Source organism: Rhodococcus sp. AB351 (assembly GCF_049538275.1).
Classification (GTDB): domain Bacteria; phylum Actinomycetota; class Actinomycetes; order Mycobacteriales; family Mycobacteriaceae; genus Rhodococcus.
The window spans coordinates 251,189-277,727 of sequence record NZ_JBMVFW010000006.1; the positions used below are offsets into that span (position 1 = coordinate 251,189).

The following is a 26,539-nucleotide window of genomic DNA, read 5'->3' on the forward strand; positions in this document are numbered from 1 at the left end:
AGGTGGATCCGTTGCTGCACAGGGGAACGATCCGAAGAACCCGATGGATGTTGATCACCGCAGTGGGAGCAGGGGTACTCGTCGCGGCGACGACACATCAGCCCGTCTCTGTGGACGGGACCGACCCGACGGTCGCGCATGCCCGGTCGTCGCACTCCTCGGTCCCGGTGTGCGCGCCGCCGGACGGCGCGCCCGTCTGGCGTCCGGACGCGCTCGGCGACCACCCGGATCCACCGGCTGCGATCGGAGCGGTGGCGAGCGGGCGGATCGGAGGCGTCTTCCATCCGTCCACCACGGTTCGACTGGTCGGCCTGGACGTGTGCGAGCAGCACATCGACCGCAGCATCGTCACGACGAGCGAGGGTTGGTTCCTGTTCACCGGTCTCATGCCGGGTCGCTACACGCTGTTGGGAGACGACGGAACGGTGCTCACCGAGGTCGAGGTCTCCGCCGAGTCACCGGATCACTCCGGACTGGTGCTGGCCCCTGGTTAGGCCGTCAGCACGAGGAGGTAGCCGCCGCCGGCCGACTCGATCCTGGTGTCGAACCGCACTCCCGGCTCGAGGCGCGACAAGCGGTCGAGGAGCCACTCGGAGGCGTCCTCCGCGTCCGACTTCTCGGGACACCGAGCGACGGCGACGCGACCGCCCTTGCGCGTGAGCTGCTCGACCACGCCGATGATGGGCGCCGGGTCGACGACGAACAGCCGGTCGGGCCACAGCACGACGGGTTTGACGGCACCCTTCTTGGTGTTGCAGGCGCGGTGCGCGAGCCGCTCGACTCCACCCTTCCCCTTGCCACCCTTCTTGGCGGTGTTGATGCTGTCGATACTGGGACCGCGCGGGTCGTTGACCGACATGTCGGGGTCCACGGGCTCGTCGCACAACCAGCAACGCCACGCCTCGCGTTCGCCGACTTCTCGAAGGGTGCTCATGGGGTCGAACGCTACCGTTCCGAGAAGCAGGAACATCTCGCGGCCACGAGCGGAGGATGTGGGGCGGGCGGGGCTCGAACCCGCGACCAGCGGATTATGAGTCCGCGGCTCTAACCGACTGAGCTACCGCCCCGTCGCGACGACACGCGTCGCACAGTGCCGCACTCGTCGCACGGCGCGATCGAATGCTACCCGGACACAGCGGGCAACACGCTGCCGGGCGCGAAGTAACAGAGATCACATTGGGGATGCTCTGCCGCATCGGCACACCCCGGATACACAGAATCCTCCCACCCGTGACGGGTGGGAGGATTCTTGGGCGCTCCCCCGGCTGGACTCGAACCAGCAACCGTTCGATTAACAGTCGAATGCTCTGCCAATTGAGCTACAGGGGATTGTCCTGCGGTGCTCCGCGGTTTCCCCCGGTGCGTGAAAAACCATAGCGTCCTACCCACCGCAGCACCAAATCGCCTGCTTGTGGGCATGCTGCGGGGTCATCGGGCAGGATGGGGACGACGCAGTCACGGGTGGAAGGACAACACATTGATGGGTTTGTTGGTCGGGGTCGCTGCGGGATACGTGCTCGGCACCCGAGCGGGTCGCGCGAGATACGAACAGATCAGCAAGACGGCCAAGGCGGTGGCCGCGAGCCCCGTCACGAAGAAGGCGATCGAGGTGGGCCGGCAGAAGCTCGCCGACTCGCTCAGCCCTCAGCCCAAGCTCGAGCCGATGAAGCCCATCGACGAGACGACGACGATCATGATCCCGCGGGACCAGTTGAAGAAGTAGACGGTCAGCCGGCCAGGCCGTCCCCGATGGCCTGGTCGAGCAGGCTCCGCCGGTACTGTTCGAGCGCCATGAGGTCACCGAGCAGGGCGTGGAACTCCTCGGACTCGGTGGCCGGGGAGATCCGCTGCAGTTTGGACTTCAGTTCGGCCACCTGCTCGCCGACCCAGACCTCCTGCAGCCGCGCGAGTACGCCGCCGATGTAGCGCGGCAGCCGGTCCTCTTCGGTGGGGACGGGTTCGACGGCGAGTTCCATCACGAGCGAATGCGCGACGGGGTCGGTCGCGGCCCTTCCGACGGCGTCGACCCATTCGGCTCCCCCGAGGCCCGCTGCGGTTCCGCCGGCGTCGGCGACGGCCTGCCGCACGGCCGCGTAGGCGGGGTCGGTGAAGGTCTCCGGCGGCAAGGAGTCGAAGACGGTCCCGGCGATGCCGGGATACTGCAGGGCGGCCTTGAGCGCGTCGCGCTGCGGCCACAACGTCGGATCGTTGGGGCGGGGACGTCGCAGGGCCGACGCAGGCTCTGCCGTGGCCGTTGCGGCCCGCGTCTTCGCTTCCGGTGCACGGACTCCCCGTCGCGCTTCCTCCTGCACGCGCCGGCGCACGGTGGGGATGTCGTCCCATCCCGTCCAGTGCGCGAGTTGCACCGCGTAGTTGTCGCGGATCGTGCGGTCCTTGATCCGTCCCACCACCGGGACGCATCGGCGCAGGGCCTCGACGCGACCTTCGACGGTGTCGAGATCGTGTTCGGCGAGAATCGATTTCACGACGAACTCGAACATCGGGGTGCGGCGGGCCACCAGGTCGCGCACCGCGCCGTCGCCCGACTGTTGCCGCAACTCGCACGGGTCCATGCCCTTGGGTGCGATCGCGACGTAGGTCTTCGCAGCGGTCTTCTGATCTCCCTCGAACGCCTTCATCGCCGCCGCGCGACCGGCGTCGTCGCCGTCGAAGGTGTAGATGACCTCACCGCGGAAGAAGCTGTCGTCCATGAGCAGACGACGCAGTAGTGCGAGATGCTCGTCACCGAAAGCGGTGCCGCACGCGGCGACCGCGGTCTTCACACCGGCCAGGTGCATGGCCATGACGTCGGTGTAGCCCTCGACGATCACGGCCTGATGCGACTTGGCGATCTCGCGCTTGGCGAGGTCGAGACCGAACAACACCTGAGACTTCTTGTACAGCACCGTTTCCGGTGTGTTCATGTACTTGGCGGTGATCTGGTCGTCGTCGTACAGACGGCGGGCACCGAAGCCGATGACGTCGCCCGCTAGATTGCGGATGGGCCACAGCAGCCGACGGTGGAAGCGGTCGATCGGACCGCGGCGTCCCTGCCGGGACAGTCCGGCGGCCTCGAGTTCGGAGAAGTCGAATCCCCGGCCGAGGAGGTGCTTGGTGAGCGCGTCCCAGCCGGCGGGTGCGTAGCCGCAACCGAACGTCTCGGCGGCCGCCTGGTCGAAGTTGCGTTCGGTCAGGTAGTCGCGGGCGGCCTGGGCGTCGGGCGTGCGCAGCTGCTCGGCGTAGAACTGCTGGGCGGCCGCGTTCGCCGCGACCAGCCGGGCACGGGTGCCCCGGTCGCGCTGGACGGACGGACCGCCGCCCTCGTAGTTCAGCGTGTAGCCGACACGCTCGGCGAGCTGCTCGACGGCTTCGACGAAGCTGACGTGTTCGATCTTCTGCAGGAACGAGTAGACATCGCCGCCCTCACCGCAGCCGAAGCAGTGGTAGTGCCCGTGATTGGGCCGCACGTGGAAGGACGGGGACTTCTCGTCGTGGAAGGGACACAGGCCCTTGAGCGAGTCGGCGCCCCCGCGCTTGAGTGCGACGTACTCGCCGACGATGTCCTCGATGCGCACGCGATCGCGAATGGCCGCGATGTCTCTGTCTGAAATACGGCCGGCCACGAGACGAGTCTAAGCCGCCCCGCAGACTGCTCGGCAGGACGGTCGGCCGCGACCTGCCGTCGCGATCGCTCGAGCCTCGTCAGCCCCAGCTCGCCTGCGCGGCGAGGCTGTCGCGGTCGATCCGTTCGAGGCGTGATTCGGTGCACGAGGCGATCTGATCGACCACGACCCGCACCTTCGCAGCATCGTCGGGCGCGGACTTCCAGGCGGCGACGAAGAACGGGTCGAGACCGACCGGCGCGGTGCGCAGCAGCCACTCGGCGACGCGGTGGATGCGCTCGCGTTGTGATTCCTGGCGGGTGCGGTGGGCGCGGTCGGACATGACGAACTGCAGCGCCATCGTCTTGAGCAACGCGACCTCCGAGACCACGATCGGCGGGACCACGAGGTCGGCGTCGTACCGGGTGACGCGTCGGCCTTCCGTCGCCTCCCGGGTCCCGAGGATCGCTGCGTTGGCGAAGCGGCCCACCAGCTCGCTGGTCAGCTTCTTGAGCGCGACCGAGCAGGCGAGGGTACCGTCGAAGGTGCCGACGGCGCGGACCACCGGCATGGAGGACAACCGCTTGGCCGCCTCGGTCAACTCGGCCGGGTCGAGACCCGAGAATTCGCGCATGCCCACCTCGATGAGTCCGGCGACATCGTCGGGATCGTCGAGCATCCGCAGGTCGATGCGACCGTCGATCACACCGTCCTCGAGGTCGTGCACCGAGTACGCGACGTCGTCGGACCAGTCCATGATCTGCGCCTCGAGGCACTTGCGGCGCTCGGGTGCGTCTTCGCGGATCCAGTGGAGGACCTCGGCGTCGTCGTCGTACGAGCCGAACTTCGCGCCCGGGCGCGGACGCGTCCACGGGTACTTGAGCGTCGCGTCGAGCGAGGCCCGGGTGAGGTTGAGACCGGCGCTCGAGCCGTCCGGATAGAGGATCTTCGGTTCGAGGCAGGTGAGGATGCGCAGGTTCTGCGCGTTGCCCTCGAATCCGCCGCAGGACTCCGCGACCGCGTCGAGTGCCCGCTCACCGTTGTGCCCGTAGGGCGGGTGCCCGATGTCGTGGGCGAGGCCGGCGAGGTCGACGAGATCGGGGTCGGCGCCGAGTCCTTCGGCGATGCTGCGGCCGATCTGCGCGACCTCCATCGAGTGCGTCAGACGGGTGCGCGGGGTGTCGCCGTCGCGGGGGCCGACGACCTGTGTCTTGTCGGCCAGGCGGCGCAGGGCCGCGCAGTGCTGCACGCGCGCACGGTCGCGTGCGAAGGCGGTCCGCTCGGACGCCGCTCCCTCGGACCCGGCGAGCGCCGAGGTCTTCCGCGGCTCGGCAACGCGCCGTTCGAGATCGTGTTCGCTGTAGCCCTGCATCACACTGCCTTCCGTCACCGAAGACCCTACGTTCCGCCTCACTGCTGCGCCGTGTACGGGAAATCGGCGGAGAAGTGGGTGATCTGGTACCAGATCAACGCGCCGGTCTCGCGGGCGATGCCGTGCAGTTGCGACTCGCGGGTGAACACTGCCGGACCCTGGCGGGTGGGAGCTGTCCAGGCGTCGAGACCGGCGTCGCGCGCCATGGTCCGGGTGCGCAGCGAATGCCACGGGTCGCTGACGAGCACGACCGACGACAGGCCCAGATCCGACATCTCGCGGCTGACGGCCTCGACGCTGAGCAGTGTGTCCGAGCCTTCCTCGACGGCGACGATCGCCTCGGCGGGCACCCCGCGCGAGACGAGATAGTTCTTGCCCGCCGCGGCCTCGGTGAACAGGTCGCCTTCCTGCTTGCCGCCGACGGTGACGATCCGCGGCGACACTCCCGCTTCGTAGAGCTTGAGGGCCTGCTCGAGGCGGGCCTCGAAGACCGACGACGGTGTGCCCGAATACTGGGCGGCCCCGAGCACGACGATGGCGTCGGCTGGGGTGCGGTCGTCGATCCGCGCGACCTGCCACACCCGCAACGCCGTGCCGCCGACGACGAGGACGGCGGCGAGCAGCACCCCGACGATCAGTCGCCGGAGCCAGCGCGCGATGCGCGCGCCGACCCCGAGGTCGTCCCCGGTGTACGTCGCGGTGGTGCCGGTGCGGCGGGATGCGGTGCTCACCCCCTGATTCTGCCAGCGAACGAGAACGCGTCGACCGGACGACGCGCCGACCCCGTCCTCACCTCGCAGCCACTAGATTCGATTCCATGGCACACGTATCGGCCGCACCGCCCCGGCGACCTGCACGGTCCGCGCTCGCATTCGTCCCCGCCCTGCTGGCAGTGGCCGCGTGGCTGCTCCTTCCCGCGTCGGCGTCCGCGGAGCCACCCTCGCGGCTCCCCCAGCCGATCACCGACACGGCGGGCGTGCTCGACGACGCCGACGTCGCACGGATCCAGGAAGCGACGAACACCCTGTACGACGAGCACGGCCTGCAGTTGTGGGTGACCTACGTGTCGAGCTTCGACGGACGCGACTACGACAGTTGGGCGCAGGCCACCGCGCAGGCGAGCAACTTCGGTCCCGACACCGCCCTGCTGGCGGTCGCGACCGACGACCGCGAGTTCGCGCTGTGGACACCGACGGGTTCGGAGATCTCCGAGAGCGAACGCGACCGGATCAGCTCGTCCGACGTCGTGCCGGCGCTACGCAACAGTGATTGGGCAGGTGCCGCCGTGGGTGCGGCCGACGGGTTGAGCAACGCCCTTACGCCGTCGGCCGCTCCGGTGACGACGTTGCTCGTCGGCGGCGGTGTCATCGCAGCCGGCGGTGCCGGTGTCTACGCCTACAACCGGCGGTCGAAGAAGAAGCGCGCCGAGGCCGGTGCAGCGCAGGCCGCGCAGATCGATCCGGCCGACACCACCGCCCTGCGCGGTCTGCCGATCGAGGGTCTCGACCAGTACGCGCAGACCCTCCTGGTGGACACCGACAACGCGGTGCGGTCCAGTGCCGAAGCGCTCGAGCTCGCCCGGGGCGAGTTCGGGGACTCGGCGGTGGCTCCCTTCGACCGCGCGCACCGGCAGGCGCAGGTCGCGTTGGCGAACGCCTTCGAGATCCGTCAGCGTCTCGACGACGACATCCCCGAGACGCCCGAACAGCAGCGCGACATGCTCGTGCAGCTCGTCTCCTCGTGTGGGCAGGCGAACCGCGAACTCGACGCGCAGGTCGAGGCGTTCGACAAGATGCGGAATCTGCTGCTCGACGCTCCGGCCCGTCTGGACGGGCTCACGCAGCGCGCGATCGCGCTGACGGCCCGCATCCCGGAGGCCGAGCGGATCCTCGGGCAGCTGCACTCGGAGTTCCCCACCGGCGCCCTGACCCCGGTGGTGGACAACGTCTCGCTGGCCCGGGAGGAGATCTCCTTCGCGGAGAACGCGATCGACCAGGGCCGCACCGCGGTGGCGCGACCGGTCGGTGAGCAGGGCGACGCCGTGCGCGCGATCCGCGAGGCCGAACGCGCACTGGGGCATGCCGCGACGCTGCTCGACGCGCTCGACCATGCGGCGGAGGACATCCGGCGCGCGATCGCGACGCTTCCCGCCGCGGTGGAGGACGCCGAACAGGGTGTCGCCGACGCGAAGCAGCTCCTCGACGCGGGCGGCCCCGAACTCGTCGACGCCCTGAAGGCCGTGCAGGAAGCCCTCGAACACGCTCGGGCCGAGCAGCACACCGACCCGCTGGGCAGTTTCACGCGGGTCGTCGAGGCCGATGCGCGGCTCGACGAGTTGCGTGCCCGGACGCGGCAGGCCAAGCAGCAGGCCGAGGAGATGCGTCGCCGCCTCGAGCAGGATCTGAGCGCGGCGCAGGCGCAGGTCACCGCCGCGGCCGACTTCATCGGGACGCGCCGCGGCGTCGTGGGTGCCCAGGCACGCACCCGCCTGTCGGAGGCCCAGCGGCACCTGCAGGCCGCGCAGCAGGCAGCCGAGTCCGATCCGGCGGCGGCCATCCAGTACGCGCGGTCCGCCGCGTCGCTGGCCGCGCAGGCACTGCGCAGCGCCCAGAACGACGTGCAGCGCTGGAACAACCAGCACCGTCCGCCCCGCGGTGGTTCGTCGGGCGGCAACGTCGCCGGCGCCGTGCTCGGGGGCATCCTCATCAACAGCGTGCTCAACAGCGGCCGCGGTGGTGGTTTCGGCGGCGGTTTCGGTGGGGGCGGCTTCGGCGGCGGTGGTTTCGGGGGCGGCGGCTTCGGCGGATCGAGCGGAGGACGCTTCTAGACCATGCGCCCGATCGCAGCACGCGCACTGGGTGCCGGTCTCGGATCGGCCGTCCGCCTGTTCGATTCCGCCGCGTCGTCCGACGGAAAACCGTTCTCCGAACCCGACATCCTGCGCCCGCACGTCGACACGCGTCGGTTGGGGTGGGTGCACTACGGCGTCATGATCCCGGATCTGCCGGAGCCGCACCGGTTCTTCTCGATGATGTCGCTGATCGGCGCCACCGGGTCGCTCGCCTTCGACAACGACCACGCGCTCGTGGCGCCGCCGCGCCGCAACGCCACCGTGGTCGCCGGCACGGCGGCATCGCATCCCGCGCACTTCGGGAACTACGCCGTGGGCGACGATTTCGTGTCCTCCCCGGACGGATCACTGGTGAAGTTCGGGGACGATCTGAGCCTGACCGGCCGCTACCCCCACTACGAACTCGTGGGACGGCTCGGAACGGTCGACGTCGCGCTGACACTGACCAACACGGACACGGTCTCGTGGTTCTTCCGCAGCCCGCTCTACAAGCACTTTGGGTTGCTCACCGAATACGAGGGCACCTTCACCCACGAGGGCCACAGCGTCACGGCCGAAGGTCTGTGCTCGTTCGAGTACGGGGCGATGCCGAGCCCGTATCTGATGCGGTCCACTCCCCTGCCACCCGCGGCGAAGGCTCCGCTCGACCATTTCGTCTACCAGATCGTCGATCTCGACGCCGACACGCAGATCCTGTTGAGCCGCTACGCGATCGGTGGCCGGCCCTTCATGACGACGGCGATCCTGCGCACCCGCGGCGGCTACGGAACCCGTTTCCGGGACGTGGACTTCGAGATACTCGAACTGCACGACGAGCCCGAGCCGACTCCCTACGGCATCCCGATGCCGGTGCCGCGCCGGACCCGGTTCCTGGTGAAGGACACCCGCGGTCGTCCCTGGCTGGATCTCGAAGGGATCATGGACACTCCGTTCACCTACGGTCTGGGCACCGGATTCGTCACCGGTTTCGCGTGGTCGGCGACCTGGCGGGGCGAGGAGATCTCCGGTCGCGGATATTTCGAGTACATCGATCGGCGCTCGACGACCTGACCGCTACGAAACACCCGCCTACGAAGTGACAGATGCCCTCCGGTCCGTCGGGACCGGAGGGCATCTGCGTCTCTCGGGTCGGTCAGCAGCCGATCAGGCGCTGCGCGAGGTAACCCTCGACCTGGTCGAGGCTCACGCGCTCCTGCGCCATGGTGTCGCGCTCACGGATCGTGACGGCCTGGTCCTCGAGGGTGTCGAAGTCGACCGTGATGCAGAACGGGGTGCCGATCTCGTCCTGGCGACGGTAGCGGCGGCCGATGGCGCCGGCGTCGTCGAACTCGATGTTCCAGTTCTGGCGCAGCTTCGCAGCGAGGTCCTTGGCCTTCGGGCTCAGGTCGGCGTTGCGGCTGAGCGGCAGCACGGCGGCCTTGACCGGCGCGAGGCGACGGTCGAGGCGCAGCACGGTGCGCTTGTCGACACCGCCCTTGGCGTTGGGCGCCTCGTCCTCGGTGTAGGCGTCGACGAGGAAGGCCATGAGCGAACGGGTCAGGCCGGCCGCCGGCTCGATGACGTACGGCGTGTAGCGCTCGTTGGTGGCCTGATCGAAGAAGCTCAGGTCGGTGCCGGAGTGCTTCGAGTGCGTCGACAGGTCGAAGTCGGTGCGGTTCGCGACGCCCTCGAGCTCACCCCACTCGCTGCCCTGGAAGTGGAAGCGGTACTCGATGTCGACGGTGCGCTTCGAGTAGTGCGACAGCTTCTCGAGCGGGTGCTCGTACAGGCGCAGGTTGTCCTTGTTGATGCCCAGATCGGTGTACCAGTTCATCCGGTAGTCGATCCAGTACTGGTGCCACTGCTCGTCCTCGCCGGGCTTGACGAAGAACTCCATCTCCATCTGCTCGAACTCGCGGGTGCGGAAGATGAAGTTGCCAGGGGTGATCTCGTTGCGGAAGCTCTTGCCGATCTGGCCGATGCCGAAGGGGGGCTTCTTGCGCGAGGTGGTGAGCACGTTCGCGAAGTTCACGAAGATGCCCTGCGCCGTCTCGGGGCGCAGGTAGTGCAGGCCTTCCTCGCTCTCGATCGGGCCGAGGAAGGTCTTGAGCATCATGTTGAAGTCGCGGGGTTCGGTCCACTGGCCCTTGGTGCCGCAGTCCGGGCAGACGATCTCGGTCATCGGCACGGCATCGGGGTCGTCGAGCTTGTTCTTCTCGGCGTAGGCCTCCTGCAGGTGGTCCTGCCGGTGGCGCTTGTGACAGCTCAGGCACTCGACGAGCGGGTCGTTGAAGACACCGACGTGGCCGGAGGCGACCCAGACCTGACGCGGCAGGATCACCGACGAGTCGAGGCCGACGACGTCCTCGCGGCTGGTGACCATGTTGCGCCACCACTGCTTCTTGATGTTGTCCTTGAGCTCCACGCCGAGCGGCCCGTAATCCCAGGCGGACCTGGTGCCGCCGTAGATCTCACCGCAGGGATAGACCAGGCCCCGGCGCTTGGCGAGGTTGGCGACGGTATCGATCTTGGATTTGGGTGCCACTCGGTTTCTCCATCTTCGATGCGGGTTTTCGCAGCATGCGTCGATCTGTAAGCCTATCGCTCCTCGTTCGCAGCTCGAATTCGCGCCGGTTGACATGCACAACCGTGCATATCAAAATGGAATCGATTTGCAATAAGGCCCGCCGACCGGCGGCCGTCCCCGCCCCGAGGAGCCCCGTGAGCATCGACGCCGATCCACGTGAGTGCAGCACGGGCGAGCGCGCCCGCGGACCGATCGGAAGCGACGCCCTGCCGTCCCCGGTCGACGTCTCCCCCGCCACCCTCATCGCGGCCGGTGAGCTGCTGCGCGCGCTGTCGGCGCCCGTCCGCATCTCGATCGTGCTCGAACTGCGCGAGTCGGCCCGCTGCGTGCACGAACTCGTCGGCGCCCTCGGCGTCACCCAGCCGCTCATCAGCCAGCATCTCCGCGTGCTCAAGACCGCCGGCGTGGTGCGCGGCGAACGCTCGGGGCGCGAAGTGCTCTACCACCTGGCCGACGACCACCTCGCCCGCATCGTCGTCGACGCCGTCGCTCACGCCCAGGAAGGACGATCGCAGTGACCTCCGCCCGCAAACCTCTCGTGGGGGTCCGCTCGACCCGTCAACGCAGCGCCATCGTCGACCTGCTCGACAACACCGAGGAGTTCCGGTCCGCCCAGGACCTGCACGACGAGCTGCGCAAGCGCGGCGAGGGCATCGGCCTGACCACCGTCTACCGCACCCTGCAGTCGCTCGCCGAGGTCGGCAGCGTCGACGTGCTGCGCACCGACAGCGGCGAATCGCTGTTCCGGCGGTGCTCCTCCGGGCACCACCACCATCTCGTGTGCCGCCACTGCGGCTTCACGGTCGAGGTGGACGGCCCGGAGGTCGAACGCTGGTCGCACGAGGTGGCCGAGTCGAACGGCTTCGTCGACGTCAGCCACACCGTCGAGATCTTCGGCAACTGCCGCGACTGCGCCCTCGCTCAGGCCTGAAGCGAGGGCCGTCGGCCGTCAGTCGCAATCACCGCGGCGATCAGCCGCAATCGCAGTCACCACAGCCGCAACCGTCGACGAGCAGGTTCTCGTCGTCGTCCTCGGCCTCACCGTCGAAGACCGACGCTTCGCCGCCGAGACGCTGCGCCAGCGCGCGTGCCTGCTCGACGACCGGCACGAGCGATGCGACGGCCCGCACGAGATGGATCGGGACCAGCGGCGACGCTGCGACCCGCAGCTCGACGGTGACCCGGTCCTTGTCGAGGACGAACTTGACCTCGGGGAACTCGACCTGCAGGTCGCCGAGGACCTCGGCGGCCCGGGTGCGGCCCGTGATGCCCTCGACCAGGTAGGTGGTGAGCAGCACGAAGCCGCCCTCGGCGTCGACGGTCGCGTAGGTGAGCACGTCGTCGATCCAGATCGGGATCTCGCCGTCCTCGTCGGGCTCGGGCGCTTCCTCGAGGATCTCGGACAGCGTCTCGACCACGGCAGCGGTCAGTGCGTCGTCGTCCTCGGTGGGGATCGCGACGGCGTGCGCCCCGTCGGCGGCGACGACCTCCTCGGTGGTGGTCTCGACGTCGGCGTCGGTGGTGGTCACGAATTCTCCTTGGGGTCGGGGGTGCCGGCGACGGCACCGCGCGCGTCGGCGGCACCGTCGAGCACGAGCAACAGCATGGTGGTCAGCGCCGTGTCGTCGAGACCGGTCGCGGGGAACGAGTACCGCAGCACGACATCGGCGTCGGTCTCGCGTTCGATGAGGTGGACCGAGCCGAACTGCAGGGCGTCGGCGGCGGCCGCGACCCGACCGCGCACGGCGTCGTCGAGCGGAAGATCCCACGCGAGCACTCCGGTGACGGAGACCACGTCGAGTCCTTCGGTGAGCGTGACGACCTGCAGGGCGAACGGCACGGCGCCGTAGTCGAATCCGAACGAGCCGTCGCCGTTCGCGGCGGACGACGGGGTGCGGACGTCGACGAAGGGCGTCAGCGCACCTGCGATCCGCTCACGCAGCGACGTCACTTCACACCACCGAACCGCCGGTCGCGCGAGGCGTATTCGACGCACGCCGCCCACAGATCGCGCCGGTCGAAATCGGGGAACATCGTGTCCTGGAAGACGAGTTCGGCGTAGGCCGACTGCCACAGCAGGAAGTTCGAGGTGCGCTGCTCGCCCGAGGGCCGCAGGAACAGGTCGACGTCGGGCATGTCGGGCTCGTCGAGATACCGCGCGATCGTCGACTCGGTGATGCGTTCGGGATCGAGTTCTCCTGCCGCGACCCGGCGGGCGATCTCCCGTGCGGCGTCGGCGATCTCGGCGCGACCGCCGTAGTTGACGCACATCGTGAGGGTCATGACGTCGTTGTCCTTCGTCAGTTCCTCGGCGATCTCGAGTTCCTTGATCACGCTGCGCCACAGGCGGGGACGGCGACCGGCCCACCGGACGCGCACACCCATCTCGTGCATCTCGTCGCGGCGGCGGCGGATCACGTCGCGGTTGAAGCCCATGAGGAAGCGGACCTCGTCGGGGCTGCGCTTCCAGTTCTCGGTGGAGAAGGCGTAGGCCGAGAGCCACTTGACGCCCATCTCGATGCATCCGCACACCGTGTCCATCAGCACGGCCTCGCCGCGTTCGTGGCCGGCGGTGCGCGGCAGACCGCGCTCCTGCGCCCAGCGACCGTTGCCGTCCATCACGAGCGCCACGTGCTGGGGAATCAGCTCGGGTTGCAGTACGGGAGGTCGCGCGCCCGACGGATGCGGGTCGGGCGGCCGGATCACCCGCTCAGGCGATGGGGGCGTGGTACGTCGTCGAATCACGGTCCCCATCCTGCCGGACACCGCGGGCGACGTCATCAACCCGGTTCCCCGTCGCAGGTTCGGTACGACCGCGCTCGACGAGGGGCAGCGAGCGCAGTTGCCGTTCGAGATGCCACTGCAGGTGCGCGGCGACGAGGCCGCTGGCCTGGCGGCGCACCGCCGTGTCGGCGGCCTCGGTGTCGGCCCAGCGTCCGTGGTTGAGCGCGTCGAGCAGCGCCAACACGCCCGGGGCGGGGGTGGCCGCCCCCGGCGGGCGGCAGTGCACGCACACCGCACCTCCGGCAGCGACGTGGAAGGCGGTGTGCGGGCCGGGACGGTCGCAGCGCGCGCAGTGGGTGATCGCCGGCGCCCATCCCGCGTAGGCCATGGCCCGCAGCAGATAGGCGTCGAGCACGAGTTCGGGCGGCCGGGTGCGGTCGCACACCGCGCGGAGGGCTCCGACAGTGAGCGCGTGCAGGCGCGGCACGGGCGCGCGTTCCTCACCGGCGAGGCGTTCGGCGGTCTCGAGGATCGCGCACGCGGTGGTGTAGCGGGGGTAGTCGTCGACGATGCCCACCGCAAAGGCGTCGAGGGTCTGCACCTGGGTGATGACGTCGAGACTGCGGCCCGGGTGGAGCTGGACGTCGATGTGGGCGAACGGTTCGAGCCGTGCGCCGAACTTCGAGCGCGTCCGGCGCACGCCCTTCGCGACGGCCCGCACGAGTCCGTGCCGGCGCGTCAGCAGGGTGACGATGCGGTCGGCCTCGCCCAGCTTGTGCTGGCGCAGCACCACCGCGTTGTCCCGATAAAGCCTCACTCCCCGAGTCTGTCATGTCGCGGTGACACGGGACGACCCGCGAAGGGACTCGACACCCAGAACTGGAACGCGTTATTGTTCGTTCGAACGAACGGGGGAACGAATGGACGCTCGAACCGACCTGCGCGACCTGAAGGCGACCGTCGAGGCGCTCGACCGCGGCGAGACCACCTCCACGGATCTCGTCCGTGCGAGCCTCGACCGGATCGACGAGTCGCAACCGCACCTGAACGCCTTCCGCGTCGTGCGCCGCACGGCCGCACTCGACGAGGCCCGCGAGGCCGACCGGCGCCGCGCGAACGGCGAGCGTCTCCCCCTGCTGGGCGTCCCCATCGCGATCAAGGACGACACCGACATCGTCGGCGAGACGACGATGTTCGGCTGCGCCGGCACCTTCACCCCGAAGGACACCGACGCCGAGGTCGTGCGCCGTCTACGAGCCGCCGGCGCGGTGATCGTCGGCAAGACGCACTCCCCCGAACTCGGCCAGTGGCCGCTCACCGGCGGCGACGCCTTCGGGCACACCCGCAGCGCGTGGTCGCGCGACCACACCCCCGGCGGCTCGTCGGGTGGCAGTGCCGCGGCGGTCGCCGCGGGCCTCGTGCCGGCCGCCCTGGGATCCGACGGCGCCGGATCGGTCCGCATCCCCGCCTCGTGGTCCAATCTCGTCGGCATCAAGCCGCAACGCGGCCGGATCTCCATGTGGCCCGACGCCGAATCCTTCAACGGACTCACCACACACGGCCCGCTCGCCCGCACGGTCGCCGACGCGGCCCTGCTCCTCGACGTCGTGTCCGGAAACCACCCCGGCGACCGGCACAGGTGCGCGCCGCTCACCGTCTCCGACGCTGTGGGACGAGATCCCGGCAGGCTGAACATCGCTCTGTCGCTGAAGATTCCGTTCACCGCGACACCCACCCGCCTCGACGCCCGCGTCCGCACCCGTATCGCCGCACTCGCCGCCGTGCTGCGCGATCTCGGCCACGAGGTGACCCTCGCCGACCCCGACTACGGAACGACGTTCGGCCTCGCCTTCCTCCCGCGATCCATGGCCGGTATCGAGGACTGGCTGTACCGCCTGCCCGACCCGTCCCTCGCCGACGTCCGCACCCGCGCCAACGCCCGCACCGGCCGGTACCTGCACGGCTATCCGTTGCGGGCGGCGCGCGCGATCGAACCGCGCCTGCACCGTCGGGTCGGCCGCATCTTCGACCGGTTCGACATCGTGCTCGCCCCCACCACCGCCACACCGCCGCTGCCGGTGACGGCGATCGACGGCATCGGCGGCTGGGCGACCGACAAGGTCATCACCGGCGCATGCCCCTACGCGTGGCCGTGGAACGTGCTGGGCTGGCCCGCGATCAACGTCCCCGCGGGTTTCACCGAGGAGCGACTTCCGGTGGGAGCCCAGCTGCTCGGCCCGGAGAACTCCGAACCGCTGCTGGTGTCCCTCGCCTCCCAACTCGAGTCGGTGCTGCGCTGGCACGAACACGCCCCGGAGCACTGGTGGTGACCACACGCGACGACGCCCGCTCGCGGATCGTCCACGCCACCCTGCATCTCGTCGGCACCGACGGGGTCGCCGGGGTGACCAACCGGCGTATCGCGGCGCGCGCCGAGGTCTCGCTGGGGTCGATCACCTATCACTTCCCCACCCAGGCCGACCTGCTGCGCGCCGCGCTCGAGTTCTTCGTCGACGAGGAGACCGAGCGGCTGCGAGAACTCGCCGAGCAGTATCGATCCCGGGCCCTGTCGCTGACGGAGGCTGCCGAACTCACCGAACGCGTCGCCCACGACCTGACCTTCACGGCCGAACGCATCGCCCCCTTCGAGCTCTACGTGCAGGCGGGGCGCGACGAGGAACTGCGGCGGGTCGCCGAACGCTGCTGGCGTGCCTACGACGCGTTGACCGTCTCCGTCCTTTCCGCGCTGGGGGTGCCGGATCCGGAGACGATCGCCCCGACGGTCGTCGCGACCATCACCGGGCTGCAACTGCGCCGCCTGTCGACGGGTACGGAGCCGGATCTGTCGGAGGCCGTTCTGCTGTTGCTGCACGGCGCGGCGGCCACGCGTCGCTGAGTTCCCTTCGGTCACCGGCCCCGGCGTGACGACGCGTTCACATCCGCGCCCGTGACGAAACACCACCGTCACGAATTGTGCAGTGTGCACAGCTCTTCCCCGTCGCGAGTGGTTTGTCGGCCGATTGCCGAGTCCTGTCCGACTCTTCAAGATCGACATGTTCCGGCCGACGACGGCGGTGCCGCCCATCGATGTCGCGGCGCCCTTCGATCCGTCCACGGTCGTCGCCCGCCGCATGTTCACACGTCGAGGAGTCTCCCGTGACCGTCGCGCACATCGTCTTCCTGCTCGGACTGGTCGGCCTGATCGTCGCCATGGCACTACGCAAGAACGTCCTGATTCCGGCCGTCGTCGCGACTTTCGCCACCGCCCTTGCCTACGACGGCAACGTCGCCTCCGCCGTCATGGCGGTCTTCCGCGCCACCCTCACCGCCGGCGGAGCGCTCTTCGAGATCTTCGTCGTCATCGCCGCCGTGACATCGATGCTCGCGGCGATGCGCACCATCGGCGCCGACGAACTCATGGTGCGTCCCTTCGGTCGCTGGATGATCAACGGCCGCGTCGCCTATGTCGTACTGTTCGTCGTCACCTATCTGCTGTCGTTGTTCTTCTGGCCCACACCTGCTCTCGCGCTCATCGGTGCCGTGCTGCTCCCGGCGGCGATCAAGGCCGGACTGCCGCCGCTCGGCGCGGCGCTCGCCCTTGCGATCTCCGGGCAGGGCATGGCACTCGCCTCCGACTACGTCATCGGTCTCGCACCGTCGATCTCGGCGAGCGGCGCAGGTGTGCCGGCCGACGACATCGCCGACCGCGCGCTGGTGTTGTCCCTCATCGTGGGTCTGACCGCGGCCGTACTCGCGTGGTTCCTCACCATCCGCAAGGACATCGTGCGCCACTCCGCGAATCTCGTGTCTGCGACGGACGATCCGGGCACCGGCGGCTCCGTTTCCGGACGTCCGGCACCGCGACCGAACGGGGACCTTCCGACCCCCGGGAACGACCACACCGGGACCGACCACACCGCACCGGTGAGCACGGTGGCCGACATCGACCTGCCCGGAACTCTCACCCCGGTCCTCACCCGCCCCGCACGCGCACGCGCCTGGGCGATCGGGGTTCCCGCGACCTTCGGCCTGGTGCTCGTCTACATGATGCTGGGGCGCTTCACCGATCTCGTGCCGTGGTCGGACGGCGCAGGCGCCTCGCTCGTCGGCGGCACCGCGCTCGTCCTCATGGCCGCCGTGACCCTGACGACGCGCCCGGCCGACGCCCTCGAACACTGCGCCACCCATTTCGTCGACGGCCTGGTCTACGCGTTCAAAGCCATGGGAATCATCCTGCCGGTGGCCGGATTCGTGTATCTCGGCATCCCCGACTACTCCGGTTCGATCCTGGGACTCGAGGACGGCACCGGACCTGCCTTCCTGTTCGACACCGTCGAGACCATCCGGACCTACATTCCCGACAACGGTCTCTTCGCCGCGTTCAGCATGCTCCTGATCGGCCTGCTCATCGGCCTGGACGGCTCCGGCTGGGCCGGTCTGCCGCTCACCGGTGGTATCGCCGCCGCCCTCGCCCCGCAGGCCGGCATGGACACCGCGACGCTCGCCGCCCTCGCGCAGAACGCCGCGACCTGGACCGGCGGCGGCACCCTCGTCATCTGGTCGTCGCTGATCGTGGTCGCGGGCTTCTGCCGCGTTCCGGTCGGGGATCTCGTGCGACGACTCGCGATCCCGGTGGTGAGCGGACTGCTCGTCGCCACCGTCGCCGCGGTGGTGATCTGGTGATCACCGCATCCGCACCGAACACCTTCGAGGAGAGGACCCCCGTGGACGAATCCGGTTTCCGCTACGACCCCCAACGCTGCGCCCTGGTCGTCGTCGACATGCAGAACGACTTCTGTTCCCCCGACGGCGCTCTCGCCGGCTGCGGCTTCGACGTCTCCGCCGCGGTCGCCATGACACCGCGGCTGGCGGAACTGATCGACCGCGCCCGCCGCAGGGACGTGCCCGTCGTCTGGGTCCGTACGGAGCACGACGAGACCACGGACACGCCCCAGTGGCTGGGCCGCGTCGGTACCGGTCCCGGCACGGCGCGGACCGGTCTGACCTGCCGGCCCGGTACTGCCGGAGCGGACTTCTACGGTGTCCGGCCGGAGCCGGGAGAACCGGTGATCGTCAAACATCGCTTCAGCGCGTTCGTCGGCACCGACCTCGACAGCGTCCTGCGGTCACGGGGCATCGAATCGTTGTTGTTCACCGGCGTCGCCACCGAGATCTGCGTCGAATCGAGCCTGCGCAGCGGCCTGTTCCACGAGTACTGGGTCTCGCTCGTCGAGGACTGCGCCGCGTCCTACAGTCCCGCCGCGCACGCCGCCTCGGTCGCGATGGTCGCACAGAACTTCGGGACCGTGGTGACCGCAGACGACCTCGCGTCGATGTGGGTCGCCCGGCCGATCACCGCGTCCACCCCGTAGGGGCTCGGCGTCAGAATCCCAGACGGCCCAGCTGTTTGGGATCTCGCTGCCAGTCCTTCGCGACCTTCACGTGCAGGTCGAGGTAGATCTTCACGCCGAGGAGCTTCTCGATCTGGGTGCGTGCGGCGGTGCCCACCTCGCGCAGCCGCGCACCCCCCTTGCCGATGACGATGCCCTTCTGGCTCGGCCGCTCGACGTAGAGCAGGGCGTGCACGTCGAGCATCTCGCCCTGCTTCTCGGTGCGACCCTCACGTTCGGTGATCTCCTCGATCACAACGGCGAGCGAGTGCGGCAGCTCGTCGCCGAGACCTTCGAGGGCGGCCTCGCGGATGAGCTCGGCCATCAGGGTCTCCTCCGGCTCGTCGGTGAGCTCGCCGTCGGGATAGAAGGCCGGTCCGGGCTCCATGTGCGAGACGAGGACGTCGACGAGGACCTCGACCTGCTCACCCGAGGCCGCGGAGACCGGCACGACCTCGCAGTTCTCGCCGAGGAGTTTCGACACGGCGAGCAACTGCGCGGCGACCTGCTGTTTGCCCACCTTGTCGATCTTCGTGACGATGCCGATGACCGGGGTCTTCGGCGCCATGTGGCGCACCTGCTCGAGGATCCAGCGGTCGCCGGGGCCGATCTTCTCGTCGGCGGGGAAGCACATGCCGATCGCGTCGACCTCGGAGTAGGTGTCCTGCACCAGATCGTTCAGCCGCTGGCCGAGCAGGGTGCGCGGGCGGTGCAGTCCCGGGGTGTCCACCAGGATGAGCTGGGCGTTGTCGCGGTGGACGATGCCGCGGATGGTGTGACGGGTGGTCTGCGGGCGCGACGAGGTGATGGCGATCTTGCTGCCGACGAGTGCATTCGTGAGCGTCGACTTCCCGGTGTTGGGCCGGCCGACGAAACAGATGAAGCCGGAACGGAAGTCGGTGTCGGTCATGCATGCTCCTCGGTGGTGGCCGTATCGGTATCGGTGGGTTCTTCTTCGGGTGTCGCGCGCTGCACGAAGACGGTGCTCACACGCACCCGCCCGCGGACGTCCGGTCCGCCCTCGCCGCGGAGCAGCAGGCCGTGGGTCCGTACCTCCGCACCCGGCAGAGGAACTCGGCCGAGTTCGTAACCGAGGAGTCCGCCGACGGTGTCGACCTCGTCGTCCTCGATGTCGATGTCGAACAGTTCGCCGAGGTCCTCGACGGCAAGTCGCGCGGAGACCCGGTAGGTGTCGTCGCCGAGTTCCTCGACGTCGGGGATCTCCCCGGTGTCGTACTCGTCGGCGATCTCACCGACGATCTCCTCGATGACGTCCTCGATCGTCACGAGGCCGGCGATGCCGCCGTATTCGTCGACGAGGACCGCCATGTGGTTGCGGTCGCGCTGCATGTCGGCGAGCAGGTCGTCGAGGCGCTTCGAATCCGGCACGAAGACCGCCGGCCGCATGACGTCGGCGACGGAGACGCTGCGCCCACCGTCACGGTGGTAGTAGGTCTGCTGGACGAGATCCTTGAGGTAGACGACACCGCGGATGTCGTCGACGTTCTCGCCGATCACCGGGATCCGGGAGTGCCCGCTGCGGACGGCGAGCGAGGTGGCCTGACCGGCTGTCTTGGTCTCCTCGATCCACACCATCTCGGGGCGCGGAACCATGATCTCGCGGGCCGTGGTATCGCCGAAGTCGAACACCGACTGGATCATCCGGCGTTCCTCGTCGGCCACGACTCCGCTTTCCTGAGCGAGGTCGACCAGTTCGCGCAGCTCGATCTCGTTGGAGAACGGACCGTTCCGGAAACCGCGACCGGGCGTGACCGCATTTCCGACGCTGATCAGGATCCGGCTGATCGGGCCGAGCAGGACACCGAGTATCCGCAGCGGTCCGGTGGCGGCGAGCGCGATCGGGTACGCGTGCTGGCGTCCGAGCGTGCGCGGACCGACACCGATGACGACGTAGTCGACGATGACCATCACCGCAGCGCCCACGACGAGCGCCCACGTGCGGTCGAGCACGGCGAGCAACGCACCGACGAGCACGACGGTGGCGGTGATCTCGCAGAGGATGCGCAGCAGCACCGTCAGATTGACGTAGCGGGGCCGATCGTCGAGCAGCCCGAGCAGGCGGCGCGCACTGGGCCGGCCCTCTTTCGCGAGTTCCTCGGCGCGCGCCGCGGATACCGTGTTGAGCGCGGAATCGACGGCGGCGAACAGGCCTCCGAGCACCACCAGGACGACCGCCAGGACGACGAGGGGCACGGTACTCACGCGATCGTCACTCCCTCGATCGGTGTCGTCCGATCACGATGGCTCGTACTGTCGCCGCTCATGATTCGGGGGTGTCGACGAAACCGGCCTTGCCCAGCAACTTCCGGTCGCGGGCGGCGAGCCGCGCCTCGTGCTCGGCCCGGCGGATCTCCTCGTACCACTCGGCGAGGAGCTGGTTCTGCAGGCCGAACATCTCCTTCTCCTCCTCCGGTTCGGCGTGGTCGTAGCCGAGGAGGTGGAGCATGCCGTGCACGGTGAGCAGGGCGAGTTCGTGGGCCACCGGGTGACCGGCCTTCGCGGCCTGGTCGGCGGCGAACTGCGGACACAGCACGATATCGCCGAGCATCGACGGTCCCGGTTCGGGAGCGTCGGGACGCCCGCCGGGTTCGAGTTCGTCCATGGGGAACGACATCACGTCGGTGGGGCCGGGCAGGTCCATCCACCGAACGTGCAGATCGGCCATGGTGTCGAGATCCACGAGCACCATCGACAACTCCGCCGCCGGATGCACATCCATCCGGGCGATCACGAAGCGGGCGACGTCGAGGAGTTCCTCCTCCGAGACGTCCATTCCCGATTCGTTCGAGATCTCGATGCTCATGACTGGAGTTCCTTCTGCACGACGGTATTCGGTTGATCTACAAGGATGTTCATCGACGCTGCACCCGCTGCGCGCGACGCTGGGCGCGGTTGCCGGGGATCCCGTCGCCGTCGCGGGTGGTGGCCTCGAAACGGCTGTAGGCGTCGACGATGTCGGAGACGAGCCGGTGCCGCACGACGTCGCTGCTGTCGAGTCGCGCGATGTGGATGTCGTCGATGCCGTCGAGGATCTCGGTGGCAGCGGCGAGACCCGAACGGGCACCGCCGGGCAGGTCGATCTGCGTGATGTCGCCCGTCACGACGATCTTGGAGCCGAAGCCCAGGCGCGTGAGGAACATCTTCATCTGCTCGGCGGTGGTGTTCTGCGCCTCGTCGAGGATGATGAAGGCATCGTTCAGGGTGCGACCACGCATATATGCGAGGGGCGCGACCTCGATGACCCCGGCCTGCATGAGCTTCGGGATCGCTTCGGGATCCATCATGTCGTGCAGCGCGTCGTGCAGCGGCCGCAGATACGGGTCGATCTTCTCGTGCAGGGTGCCCGGCAGGAAGCCGAGCCGCTCCCCCGCCTCGACGGCGGGACGCGTGAGGATGATGCGGTTGACCTGCTTGGTCTGCAGCGCCTGCACGGCCTTCGCCATGGCGAGATAGGTCTTGCCCGTACCGGCCGGTCCGACACCGAAGACGATGGTGTGGGCGTCGATGGCGTCGACGTACCGCTTCTGGTTCAGGGTCTTGGGCCGGATCGTCTTCCCGCGCCGCGACAGGATGTCGAGACTGAGAACGTCGGCCGGCGACTCGGAGAGCCCCTGGGTGAGCATGCCCACGGTGCGACGCACGGCGTCGGGGGCGAGCGATTGTCCGCGACGGACGATGGTGACGAGCTCGGCGAGCGCACGTTCGGCGAGAGCGACGTCGGCGGGCGCTCCGGTCAGCGTGACGGTGTTGCCCCGCACGTGGATGTCCGCCGCCAGGAGGGCTTCGAGGGCGATCAGATTCTCGTCCGCGGCTCCGAGCAGGGGCGCTGCGGCCTCCGAGGGGAGGTCGAGGCTCGATTTGACCGTGGTCGGTTCGAATTCGGCGGGCTCGTGGGGTCGGTCTGGTTCACTCACGTGGACGGTACGTCCTGCTTTCGGTTCGGCTCCTGCACGACGGTCGTCGTGTTCGTGCCAGTCTAGCGCCGGACGGGGCGTACCCTCCCGCAACAGCGAGTTTCAGCGGGGTTCGGTTCCGCCGTCGCCCGAGCCGGCCTCCACGAGCCACCGTCGTGCCTCGGCGAGGATCCCGGGCGCCCGGTCGGGTGAGACCCCGGCGAGCACGAGGTTGCCCAGGACGATGGTGTCGCCGGAATCGTCGACCAGCCCGAGATTGGCCTGCTCGAGGGTGGCCATCGTCAGGCCTTCCATCATCCCCACGAGCACGGGCGCCGGAAGATAGTCGGAGAGCTGGCCCTGCGCGAGGCCGCGTTCGACGTGCCCGAGGACACGCGAGCGCACCGGGGAGACGAGTTCGGCGATGCGCTGTTCTCCCATCTCCTTGCGCGCGAACGAGAGCAGCACGCGGTAGCGGTCGCCGATGGGCCAGGTCCGCAGCGCCACGACCGCGAGCGCGACGGCGGGATCGTCCGGTTCGGGATGGTCGAGAGCCTCGGCGAGCGCGGTCGAGGCATCGTCGACGATCCCCTCGACGAGGGCTTCCCGATTGGGGAAGTGCGCGTAGACGGTGCGCCGGACGACACCCGCGGCCTTGGCGACATCGTCCATGCTCGCGTCGGAGTCGGCCGCAAAGCACATCACCGCAGCGTCGAGTATGCGCATGCGGTTCGCATTGAATCGGGTTCGCGGTCGTGTGACCGGGTTCTCCACGTTCTCGCCCTCTTCCGCCGACTGTGATCTGTCTTTCATTTTAGTTGCACACGGATGTGCAGCTGCGTAACTTGCACACCACCGTGTAGATAGGGGCTCCGGTCCCGGCCCGTGTCGCACCCGAGGAGAGCCCATGGCCACTGCCGTCACCCCCGCAAGAGGGACTGCAGCGAAGGAACCCTACCGGCTGCGCTGGGTAGGACTGACGGTGCTGTGCCTGAGTCTGCTCATCGTTGTGATGGCCAACACCTCGCTCATCGTCGCCGCCCCCGGCATGCTGCGCGACCTGCAGCTCACCAGCGCCGACATGCAGTGGATCATCGACGGCTACACCGTTCCCTACGCCGCGCTGATGCTGTTGTTCGGCGTGCTCGGCGACCGGTACGGGCGACGCCGCGCGTTGCTGGCCGGTCTGGTCGCCTTCGCCGCCGGCGCGGTCTACGGATCGTTCGCCGACAGCGCCGGCGACGTGATCGTCGCGCGCATCGTCATGGGGGTGAGCGCCGCCGTGATCATGCCCGCGACGCTGTCGCTGCTCGTCGCGATGTTCCCCGTGCACGAGCGTGCCCGTGCGATCGCGGCCTGGGCAGCCACGTCCGGACTCGCGATCGCGCTCGGTCCCCTGCTCGCCGGATGGCTCCTCGAATCGAACTCGTGGGGTTCGACCTTCCTCATCAACGTGCCGATCGCGGCGTTCGCGGCGATCGCGGCCCTGATCCTCGTGCCGGCCTCGAAGGCGGACGATCTCACCCGCACCGACTGGGTCGGCGGCGCCCTGTCCGTCGCCGCTCTCGGCGGAATCGTCTACGCGATCATCGAGGGGTTCCACTTCGGTTGGGGCACCGGGGTGATCGCCACCTCGATCGGCTCGGTGATCGCCGCGGTTCTCTTCGTGGTGTGGGAACTTCGCCACCCCCGGCCGCTGCTGGATGTGCGCCGGGTCGCGGACCGGACCGTCGGCGGCGCCTGCCTGTCGGTGCTGCTGCTGTTCCTCGTCGCCTTCGGGGCCATCTACTTCGTCGCGCAGCAGTTCCAGTTCGTGCTCGGTTACGGCCCGCTCGAGACCGGCCTGCGTCTGCTTCCTCTCGCGGTGACGGTCTCGTTCGGTGCGGCGCTGAGCGGCCGGCTCGCACCCCGACTCGGTGCGCGGATCCTCGTGGGCGCGGGCATGGTCGCCGCCGCGGTGGGCATCCTCACCCTGACCGTCACGGACGGCGCCTCCGACTTCACGCCGTTCCTGATCTCGTTGCTGCTGCTGGGCTTGGGCATCGGTCTGGCCACGCCCCCGTCCACCGACCTGATCATGGGCGGTTTCCCCGACTCGGATCTCGGAGCTGCGGGCGGATTGAACGACACCGCAGTGGAATTCGGTGGTTCGCTGGGCATCGCCGTGCTCGGTTCGATCCTCGCGACCACCTATCACCGCGAGATCTCCGGCTTCCTCGACGGATTGCCGCTCGCGGATCTGACGGGCCCGATGGCCGATCAGGCCGCGATGGCGATCGAGGCGGCCGGCGATTCGGTGGGCGGGGCGGCGATCGTCGCGGAGGAACTCGCGGCGAACCCCTTCGCGGCGTCGTACGCACAACCGCTGCTCGACGCGTCGTCCGCAGCGTTCGCCCAAGCGATCTCGTCCGCGAGCCTCGTCGCCGGCATCGTCCTGCTCGTCGGCGCCGCGGCCGTCACCGCGCTACTCCCCCGCGGACTCCACACGCGCACCCGCAGCGAGGCCGAGATCGGCCACTGACCGCGCGGTGAGCAGGTCGAGCGACCGCTCCCAGGCACGGGTGGTCCGGTTCAGGAAGGCGACGTGGTCCTCGCCGTCGAACAGTTCCAGCGACACCGGATCCCCCGCCGCGTCGGCTGCGTCGACGTAACGATGCGCGACACTCACCGGCACCTGCTCGTCGGCGGTGCCGTGCAGCACCGCGACCGGCACACCGATCGGCGGCCGGTGCATCGGTGAGGCCGACCGGTAACGCTCGGGTGCATCCGCGTAGGACGCACCGAAGAGCGCCTCGAACGCCTCCACGCGACGACCACGTTCCCCGGCGGTGACGAGATCGAGCGCACCCGCCTGCGAGACCACGAATTCCGGTCGCACCGACGTGCTCTCACCCGCGAGCCACACAGCCAGCTGGCCTCCCGCCGAATGACCGACGAGGCGCACACGGTCGGGATCGACCTCGACACCGCCACGCTGCGCGTGCGGAACGACCTCGGTGAAGATCGTCTCGTACGCCGCGACCACATCGGCGGACATCTCGTCCCACGCGCCCCCGGCCTCGAGGCGTCGGTACTCGACGTTCCACGCCACCACACCGCGACGCGCGAGTTCCACCGACAGCGCCGTGCCGAGGGTGAGCTGGTAGCGGCCGTGCCACGAACCGCCGTGGACGACCATGACGACGGGAACGGGCCCCATCACCGTCTCGGGGTCGGGCAGGAAGACGTGCCCGAACTGCTGCGAGTGGGTGCCGTAGGCGATCTTCGTACGAGCCAAGAGAAATCCTTCGGTACGTATGGTCGGGACCCGCCAGCGGTCCCTCAGTACATGGTCGGGACCCGCAAGCGGTCCCTCAGTGCAACGGCCTGGTCCGCCACCGGTCGGTCAACACACCGATCGCGCCGAGTGCCACGGCCGCCGCGGTCGAGGTGCGCAGCACCGTGGGACCGAGACCGACGGCCACCGCGCCCGCGTCGACGAGCGCCTCGACCTCCGCGTCGTCGAGTCCGCCTTCGGGACCGACGATCAGCGTCAGCGAATCGGCATCGCGCACCGGCAGATCGGCGAAGGGGATGGTGGCGGATTCGTGGAGCACCGCGACGACCTCGCCGCGCTCGACGGCCGACCGGACCCGGGCGACGACCTCGGGCGTGCGGTGCAACCCGGCGACCGTCGGCACGTGCGCGCGCCGCGACTGCTTCGCCGCGGACGTCGCGACCGCCTGCCACTTGGCAACACCCTTGACCGCTTTGGCATCCCACCGGGCGACGCAGCGCGCCGACTGCCACGGCACGAACTCGTCGGCGCCGGCCTCGGTGGCCAGTTCGACGGCGAGTTCGGACCGATCGGATTTCGGCAGCGCCTGCACGACGGTCACGCTCGGACGCGGCGGGTCGACGACGCGACGACCGAGCACGAGCGCTTCGAGCCGGTCCTTCGCCACCGCCGTGACCTCGACGTCGGCGACTTCACCGGCACCGTCGGACAACACGAGCCGCTCGCCGACCGCGATGCGGCGCACCGTGGCGGCGTGCCGGCCCTCCTTGCCGTCGAGCACGGCCGTCCGCCCCTCGTCGGGCAGCGGATCGAGGTAGAACAGTGTCGCGGCCACCCGACCGA

27 protein-coding genes and 2 tRNA genes are annotated in these 26,539 nt (G+C 69.1%); 11 read left to right on the forward strand and 18 right to left on the reverse strand.

Translation table 11 applies throughout. The annotated features are described in order from the left end of the window. The first annotated feature begins 47 nt into the window (after positions 1-47). Complete coding sequence (locus tag ACPCXD_RS15255) at positions 48-494, forward strand: hypothetical protein (protein WP_088897230.1); 447 nt, start codon at positions 48-50, stop codon at positions 492-494. Here ACPCXD_RS15255 and ACPCXD_RS15260 read toward each other — a convergent pair. From ACPCXD_RS15260 to ACPCXD_RS15270, 3 genes are all read right to left on the reverse strand, one after another. After that, complete coding sequence (locus ACPCXD_RS15260) at positions 491-871, reverse strand: hypothetical protein (protein ID WP_088897292.1); 381 nt, start codon at positions 869-871, stop codon at positions 491-493. The two genes, ACPCXD_RS15255 and ACPCXD_RS15260, sit on opposite strands and share 4 nt — an antisense overlap. 122 nt (positions 872-993) lie before the next feature. Then, a tRNA-Ile gene (locus ACPCXD_RS15265) sits at positions 994-1,067 on the reverse strand. Between the two features lie 189 nt (positions 1,068-1,256). Next, a tRNA-Asn gene (locus ACPCXD_RS15270) sits at positions 1,257-1,329 on the reverse strand. A 148-nt stretch (positions 1,330-1,477) separates the two neighbouring features. Between ACPCXD_RS15270 and ACPCXD_RS15275 the strand changes: the two genes are divergently transcribed. Continuing rightward, positions 1,478-1,723, forward strand: coding sequence for a hypothetical protein (locus ACPCXD_RS15275; protein WP_024101344.1), 246 nt, complete (start codon positions 1,478-1,480; stop codon positions 1,721-1,723). Between the two features lie 4 nt (positions 1,724-1,727). Here ACPCXD_RS15275 and dnaG read toward each other — a convergent pair whose 3' ends face one another. The 3 genes from dnaG to ACPCXD_RS15290 all read right to left on the reverse strand — a co-directional run bounded on the left by dnaG (position 1,728) and on the right by ACPCXD_RS15290 (position 5,705). Continuing rightward, complete coding sequence (gene dnaG, locus ACPCXD_RS15280) at positions 1,728-3,623, reverse strand: DNA primase (protein ID WP_088897229.1); 1,896 nt, start codon at positions 3,621-3,623, stop codon at positions 1,728-1,730. 79 nt (positions 3,624-3,702) lie between these two features. Further along, positions 3,703-4,974: a deoxyguanosinetriphosphate triphosphohydrolase gene (locus ACPCXD_RS15285; protein ID WP_088897228.1), complete on the reverse strand. Its 1,272-nt coding sequence runs from the start codon at positions 4,972-4,974 to the stop codon at positions 3,703-3,705. A 38-nt stretch (positions 4,975-5,012) separates the two neighbouring features. Beyond that, positions 5,013-5,705, reverse strand: coding sequence for a YdcF family protein (locus tag ACPCXD_RS15290; protein WP_059380849.1), 693 nt, complete (start codon positions 5,703-5,705; stop codon positions 5,013-5,015). 86 nt (positions 5,706-5,791) lie between these two features. On the opposite strand from ACPCXD_RS15290, the gene ACPCXD_RS15295 reads away from it, so the two are divergent. Both ACPCXD_RS15295 and ACPCXD_RS15300 read left to right on the forward strand, forming a co-directional pair. Further along, positions 5,792-7,801, forward strand: a complete 2,010-nt coding sequence (locus ACPCXD_RS15295) for a TPM domain-containing protein (RefSeq protein WP_059380848.1) — start codon at positions 5,792-5,794, stop codon at positions 7,799-7,801. A 3-nt stretch (positions 7,802-7,804) separates the two neighbouring features. Then, a complete protein-coding gene (locus ACPCXD_RS15300) occupies positions 7,805-8,875 on the forward strand; it encodes a DUF6670 family protein (RefSeq protein WP_145692475.1) in 1,071 nt (356 codons plus the stop codon). A gap of 82 nt (positions 8,876-8,957) precedes the next feature. Here ACPCXD_RS15300 and ACPCXD_RS15305 read toward each other — a convergent pair whose 3' ends face one another. Beyond that, positions 8,958-10,349 (reverse strand): glycine--tRNA ligase, encoded by a 1,392-nt coding sequence (locus ACPCXD_RS15305; protein ID WP_006554466.1) that lies wholly within the window; start codon positions 10,347-10,349, stop codon positions 8,958-8,960. 116 nt (positions 10,350-10,465) lie between these two features. Between ACPCXD_RS15305 and ACPCXD_RS15310 the strand changes: the two genes are divergently transcribed. After that, positions 10,466-10,909 carry an ArsR/SmtB family transcription factor gene (locus ACPCXD_RS15310; protein WP_202399854.1) on the forward strand — a complete coding sequence of 148 codons (444 nt, stop codon included), beginning with the start codon at positions 10,466-10,468 and terminating at the stop codon, positions 10,907-10,909. After that, entirely contained in the window at positions 10,906-11,322 is a 417-nt protein-coding gene (locus ACPCXD_RS15315; protein WP_088897226.1) for a Fur family transcriptional regulator, read from the forward strand. Before ACPCXD_RS15310 ends, ACPCXD_RS15315 begins: the two co-directional genes overlap by 4 nt. A gap of 40 nt (positions 11,323-11,362) precedes the next feature. Here the strand turns inward: ACPCXD_RS15315 and ACPCXD_RS15320 are convergent, their stop codons facing one another. Genes ACPCXD_RS15320 through recO form a run of 4 tightly spaced genes read right to left on the reverse strand, consistent with a single transcriptional unit; the run spans position 11,363 to position 13,932 of the window. Continuing rightward, positions 11,363-11,920, reverse strand: a complete 558-nt coding sequence (locus ACPCXD_RS15320; RefSeq protein ID WP_088897225.1) for a T3SS (YopN, CesT) and YbjN peptide-binding chaperone 1 — start codon at positions 11,918-11,920, stop codon at positions 11,363-11,365. After that, on the reverse strand, positions 11,917-12,342 hold the full coding sequence (locus tag ACPCXD_RS15325) for a hypothetical protein (protein ID WP_016691345.1): 426 nt from the start codon (positions 12,340-12,342) through the stop codon (positions 11,917-11,919). The genes ACPCXD_RS15320 and ACPCXD_RS15325 overlap by 4 nt, the downstream gene beginning before the upstream one ends. After that, positions 12,339-13,145 (reverse strand): isoprenyl transferase, encoded by an 807-nt coding sequence (locus ACPCXD_RS15330; RefSeq protein ID WP_051032947.1) that lies wholly within the window; start codon positions 13,143-13,145, stop codon positions 12,339-12,341. The genes ACPCXD_RS15325 and ACPCXD_RS15330 overlap by 4 nt, the downstream gene beginning before the upstream one ends. Then, the gene (gene recO / locus ACPCXD_RS15335) at positions 13,102-13,932 is read right to left on the reverse strand and encodes a DNA repair protein RecO (protein ID WP_072740431.1); all 831 of its coding nucleotides are present in this window, start codon (positions 13,930-13,932) and stop codon (positions 13,102-13,104) included. The genes ACPCXD_RS15330 and recO overlap by 44 nt, the downstream gene beginning before the upstream one ends. A gap of 103 nt (positions 13,933-14,035) precedes the next feature. On the opposite strand from recO, the gene ACPCXD_RS15340 reads away from it, so the two are divergent. The 4 genes from ACPCXD_RS15340 to ACPCXD_RS15355 all read left to right on the forward strand — a co-directional run bounded on the left by ACPCXD_RS15340 (position 14,036) and on the right by ACPCXD_RS15355 (position 18,487). Then, complete coding sequence (locus ACPCXD_RS15340; RefSeq protein WP_423660183.1) at positions 14,036-15,445, forward strand: amidase; 1,410 nt, start codon at positions 14,036-14,038, stop codon at positions 15,443-15,445. After that, positions 15,436-16,011 (forward strand): TetR/AcrR family transcriptional regulator, encoded by a 576-nt coding sequence (locus tag ACPCXD_RS15345; protein WP_258261013.1) that lies wholly within the window; start codon positions 15,436-15,438, stop codon positions 16,009-16,011. Before ACPCXD_RS15340 ends, ACPCXD_RS15345 begins: the two co-directional genes overlap by 10 nt. Before the next feature lie 260 nt (positions 16,012-16,271). Further along, a complete protein-coding gene (locus ACPCXD_RS15350) occupies positions 16,272-17,798 on the forward strand; it encodes a permease (protein WP_423660185.1) in 1,527 nt (508 codons plus the stop codon). A gap of 41 nt (positions 17,799-17,839) precedes the next feature. Further along, positions 17,840-18,487: a cysteine hydrolase family protein gene (locus tag ACPCXD_RS15355; RefSeq protein ID WP_423660229.1), complete on the forward strand. Its 648-nt coding sequence runs from the start codon at positions 17,840-17,842 to the stop codon at positions 18,485-18,487. Between the two features lie 10 nt (positions 18,488-18,497). On the opposite strand, the gene era is transcribed toward ACPCXD_RS15355, so the two are convergent. The 5 genes from era to ACPCXD_RS15380 all read right to left on the reverse strand — a co-directional run bounded on the left by era (position 18,498) and on the right by ACPCXD_RS15380 (position 23,145). Continuing rightward, a complete protein-coding gene (era, locus tag ACPCXD_RS15360) occupies positions 18,498-19,415 on the reverse strand; it encodes a GTPase Era (RefSeq protein WP_024101353.1) in 918 nt (305 codons plus the stop codon). Continuing rightward, a complete protein-coding gene (locus ACPCXD_RS15365; protein ID WP_423660187.1) occupies positions 19,412-20,728 on the reverse strand; it encodes a hemolysin family protein in 1,317 nt (438 codons plus the stop codon). Before ACPCXD_RS15365 ends, era begins: the two co-directional genes overlap by 4 nt. A gap of 58 nt (positions 20,729-20,786) precedes the next feature. After that, complete coding sequence (gene ybeY / locus ACPCXD_RS15370; protein ID WP_006554478.1) at positions 20,787-21,329, reverse strand: rRNA maturation RNase YbeY; 543 nt, start codon at positions 21,327-21,329, stop codon at positions 20,787-20,789. A 49-nt stretch (positions 21,330-21,378) separates the two neighbouring features. Beyond that, entirely contained in the window at positions 21,379-22,440 is a 1,062-nt protein-coding gene (locus tag ACPCXD_RS15375; protein ID WP_016691337.1) for a PhoH family protein, read from the reverse strand. Between the two features lie 102 nt (positions 22,441-22,542). Next, complete coding sequence (locus ACPCXD_RS15380) at positions 22,543-23,145, reverse strand: TetR/AcrR family transcriptional regulator (RefSeq protein ID WP_172414873.1); 603 nt, start codon at positions 23,143-23,145, stop codon at positions 22,543-22,545. 181 nt (positions 23,146-23,326) lie between these two features. On the opposite strand from ACPCXD_RS15380, the gene ACPCXD_RS15385 reads away from it, so the two are divergent. Then, the gene (locus tag ACPCXD_RS15385; RefSeq protein WP_423660190.1) at positions 23,327-24,940 is read left to right on the forward strand and encodes an MFS transporter; all 1,614 of its coding nucleotides are present in this window, start codon (positions 23,327-23,329) and stop codon (positions 24,938-24,940) included. Here the strand turns inward: ACPCXD_RS15385 and ACPCXD_RS15390 are convergent. Together ACPCXD_RS15390 and ACPCXD_RS15395 are read right to left on the reverse strand one after the other, a co-directional pair. Further along, entirely contained in the window at positions 24,884-25,696 is an 813-nt protein-coding gene (locus ACPCXD_RS15390; protein WP_088897217.1) for an alpha/beta hydrolase family protein, read from the reverse strand. The genes ACPCXD_RS15385 and ACPCXD_RS15390 overlap by 57 nt on opposite strands. Before the next feature lie 76 nt (positions 25,697-25,772). Then, positions 25,773-26,531 carry a 16S rRNA (uracil(1498)-N(3))-methyltransferase gene (locus ACPCXD_RS15395; protein WP_088897216.1) on the reverse strand — a complete coding sequence of 253 codons (759 nt, stop codon included), beginning with the start codon at positions 26,529-26,531 and terminating at the stop codon, positions 25,773-25,775. Between the last annotated feature and the right edge of the window lie 8 nt (positions 26,532-26,539).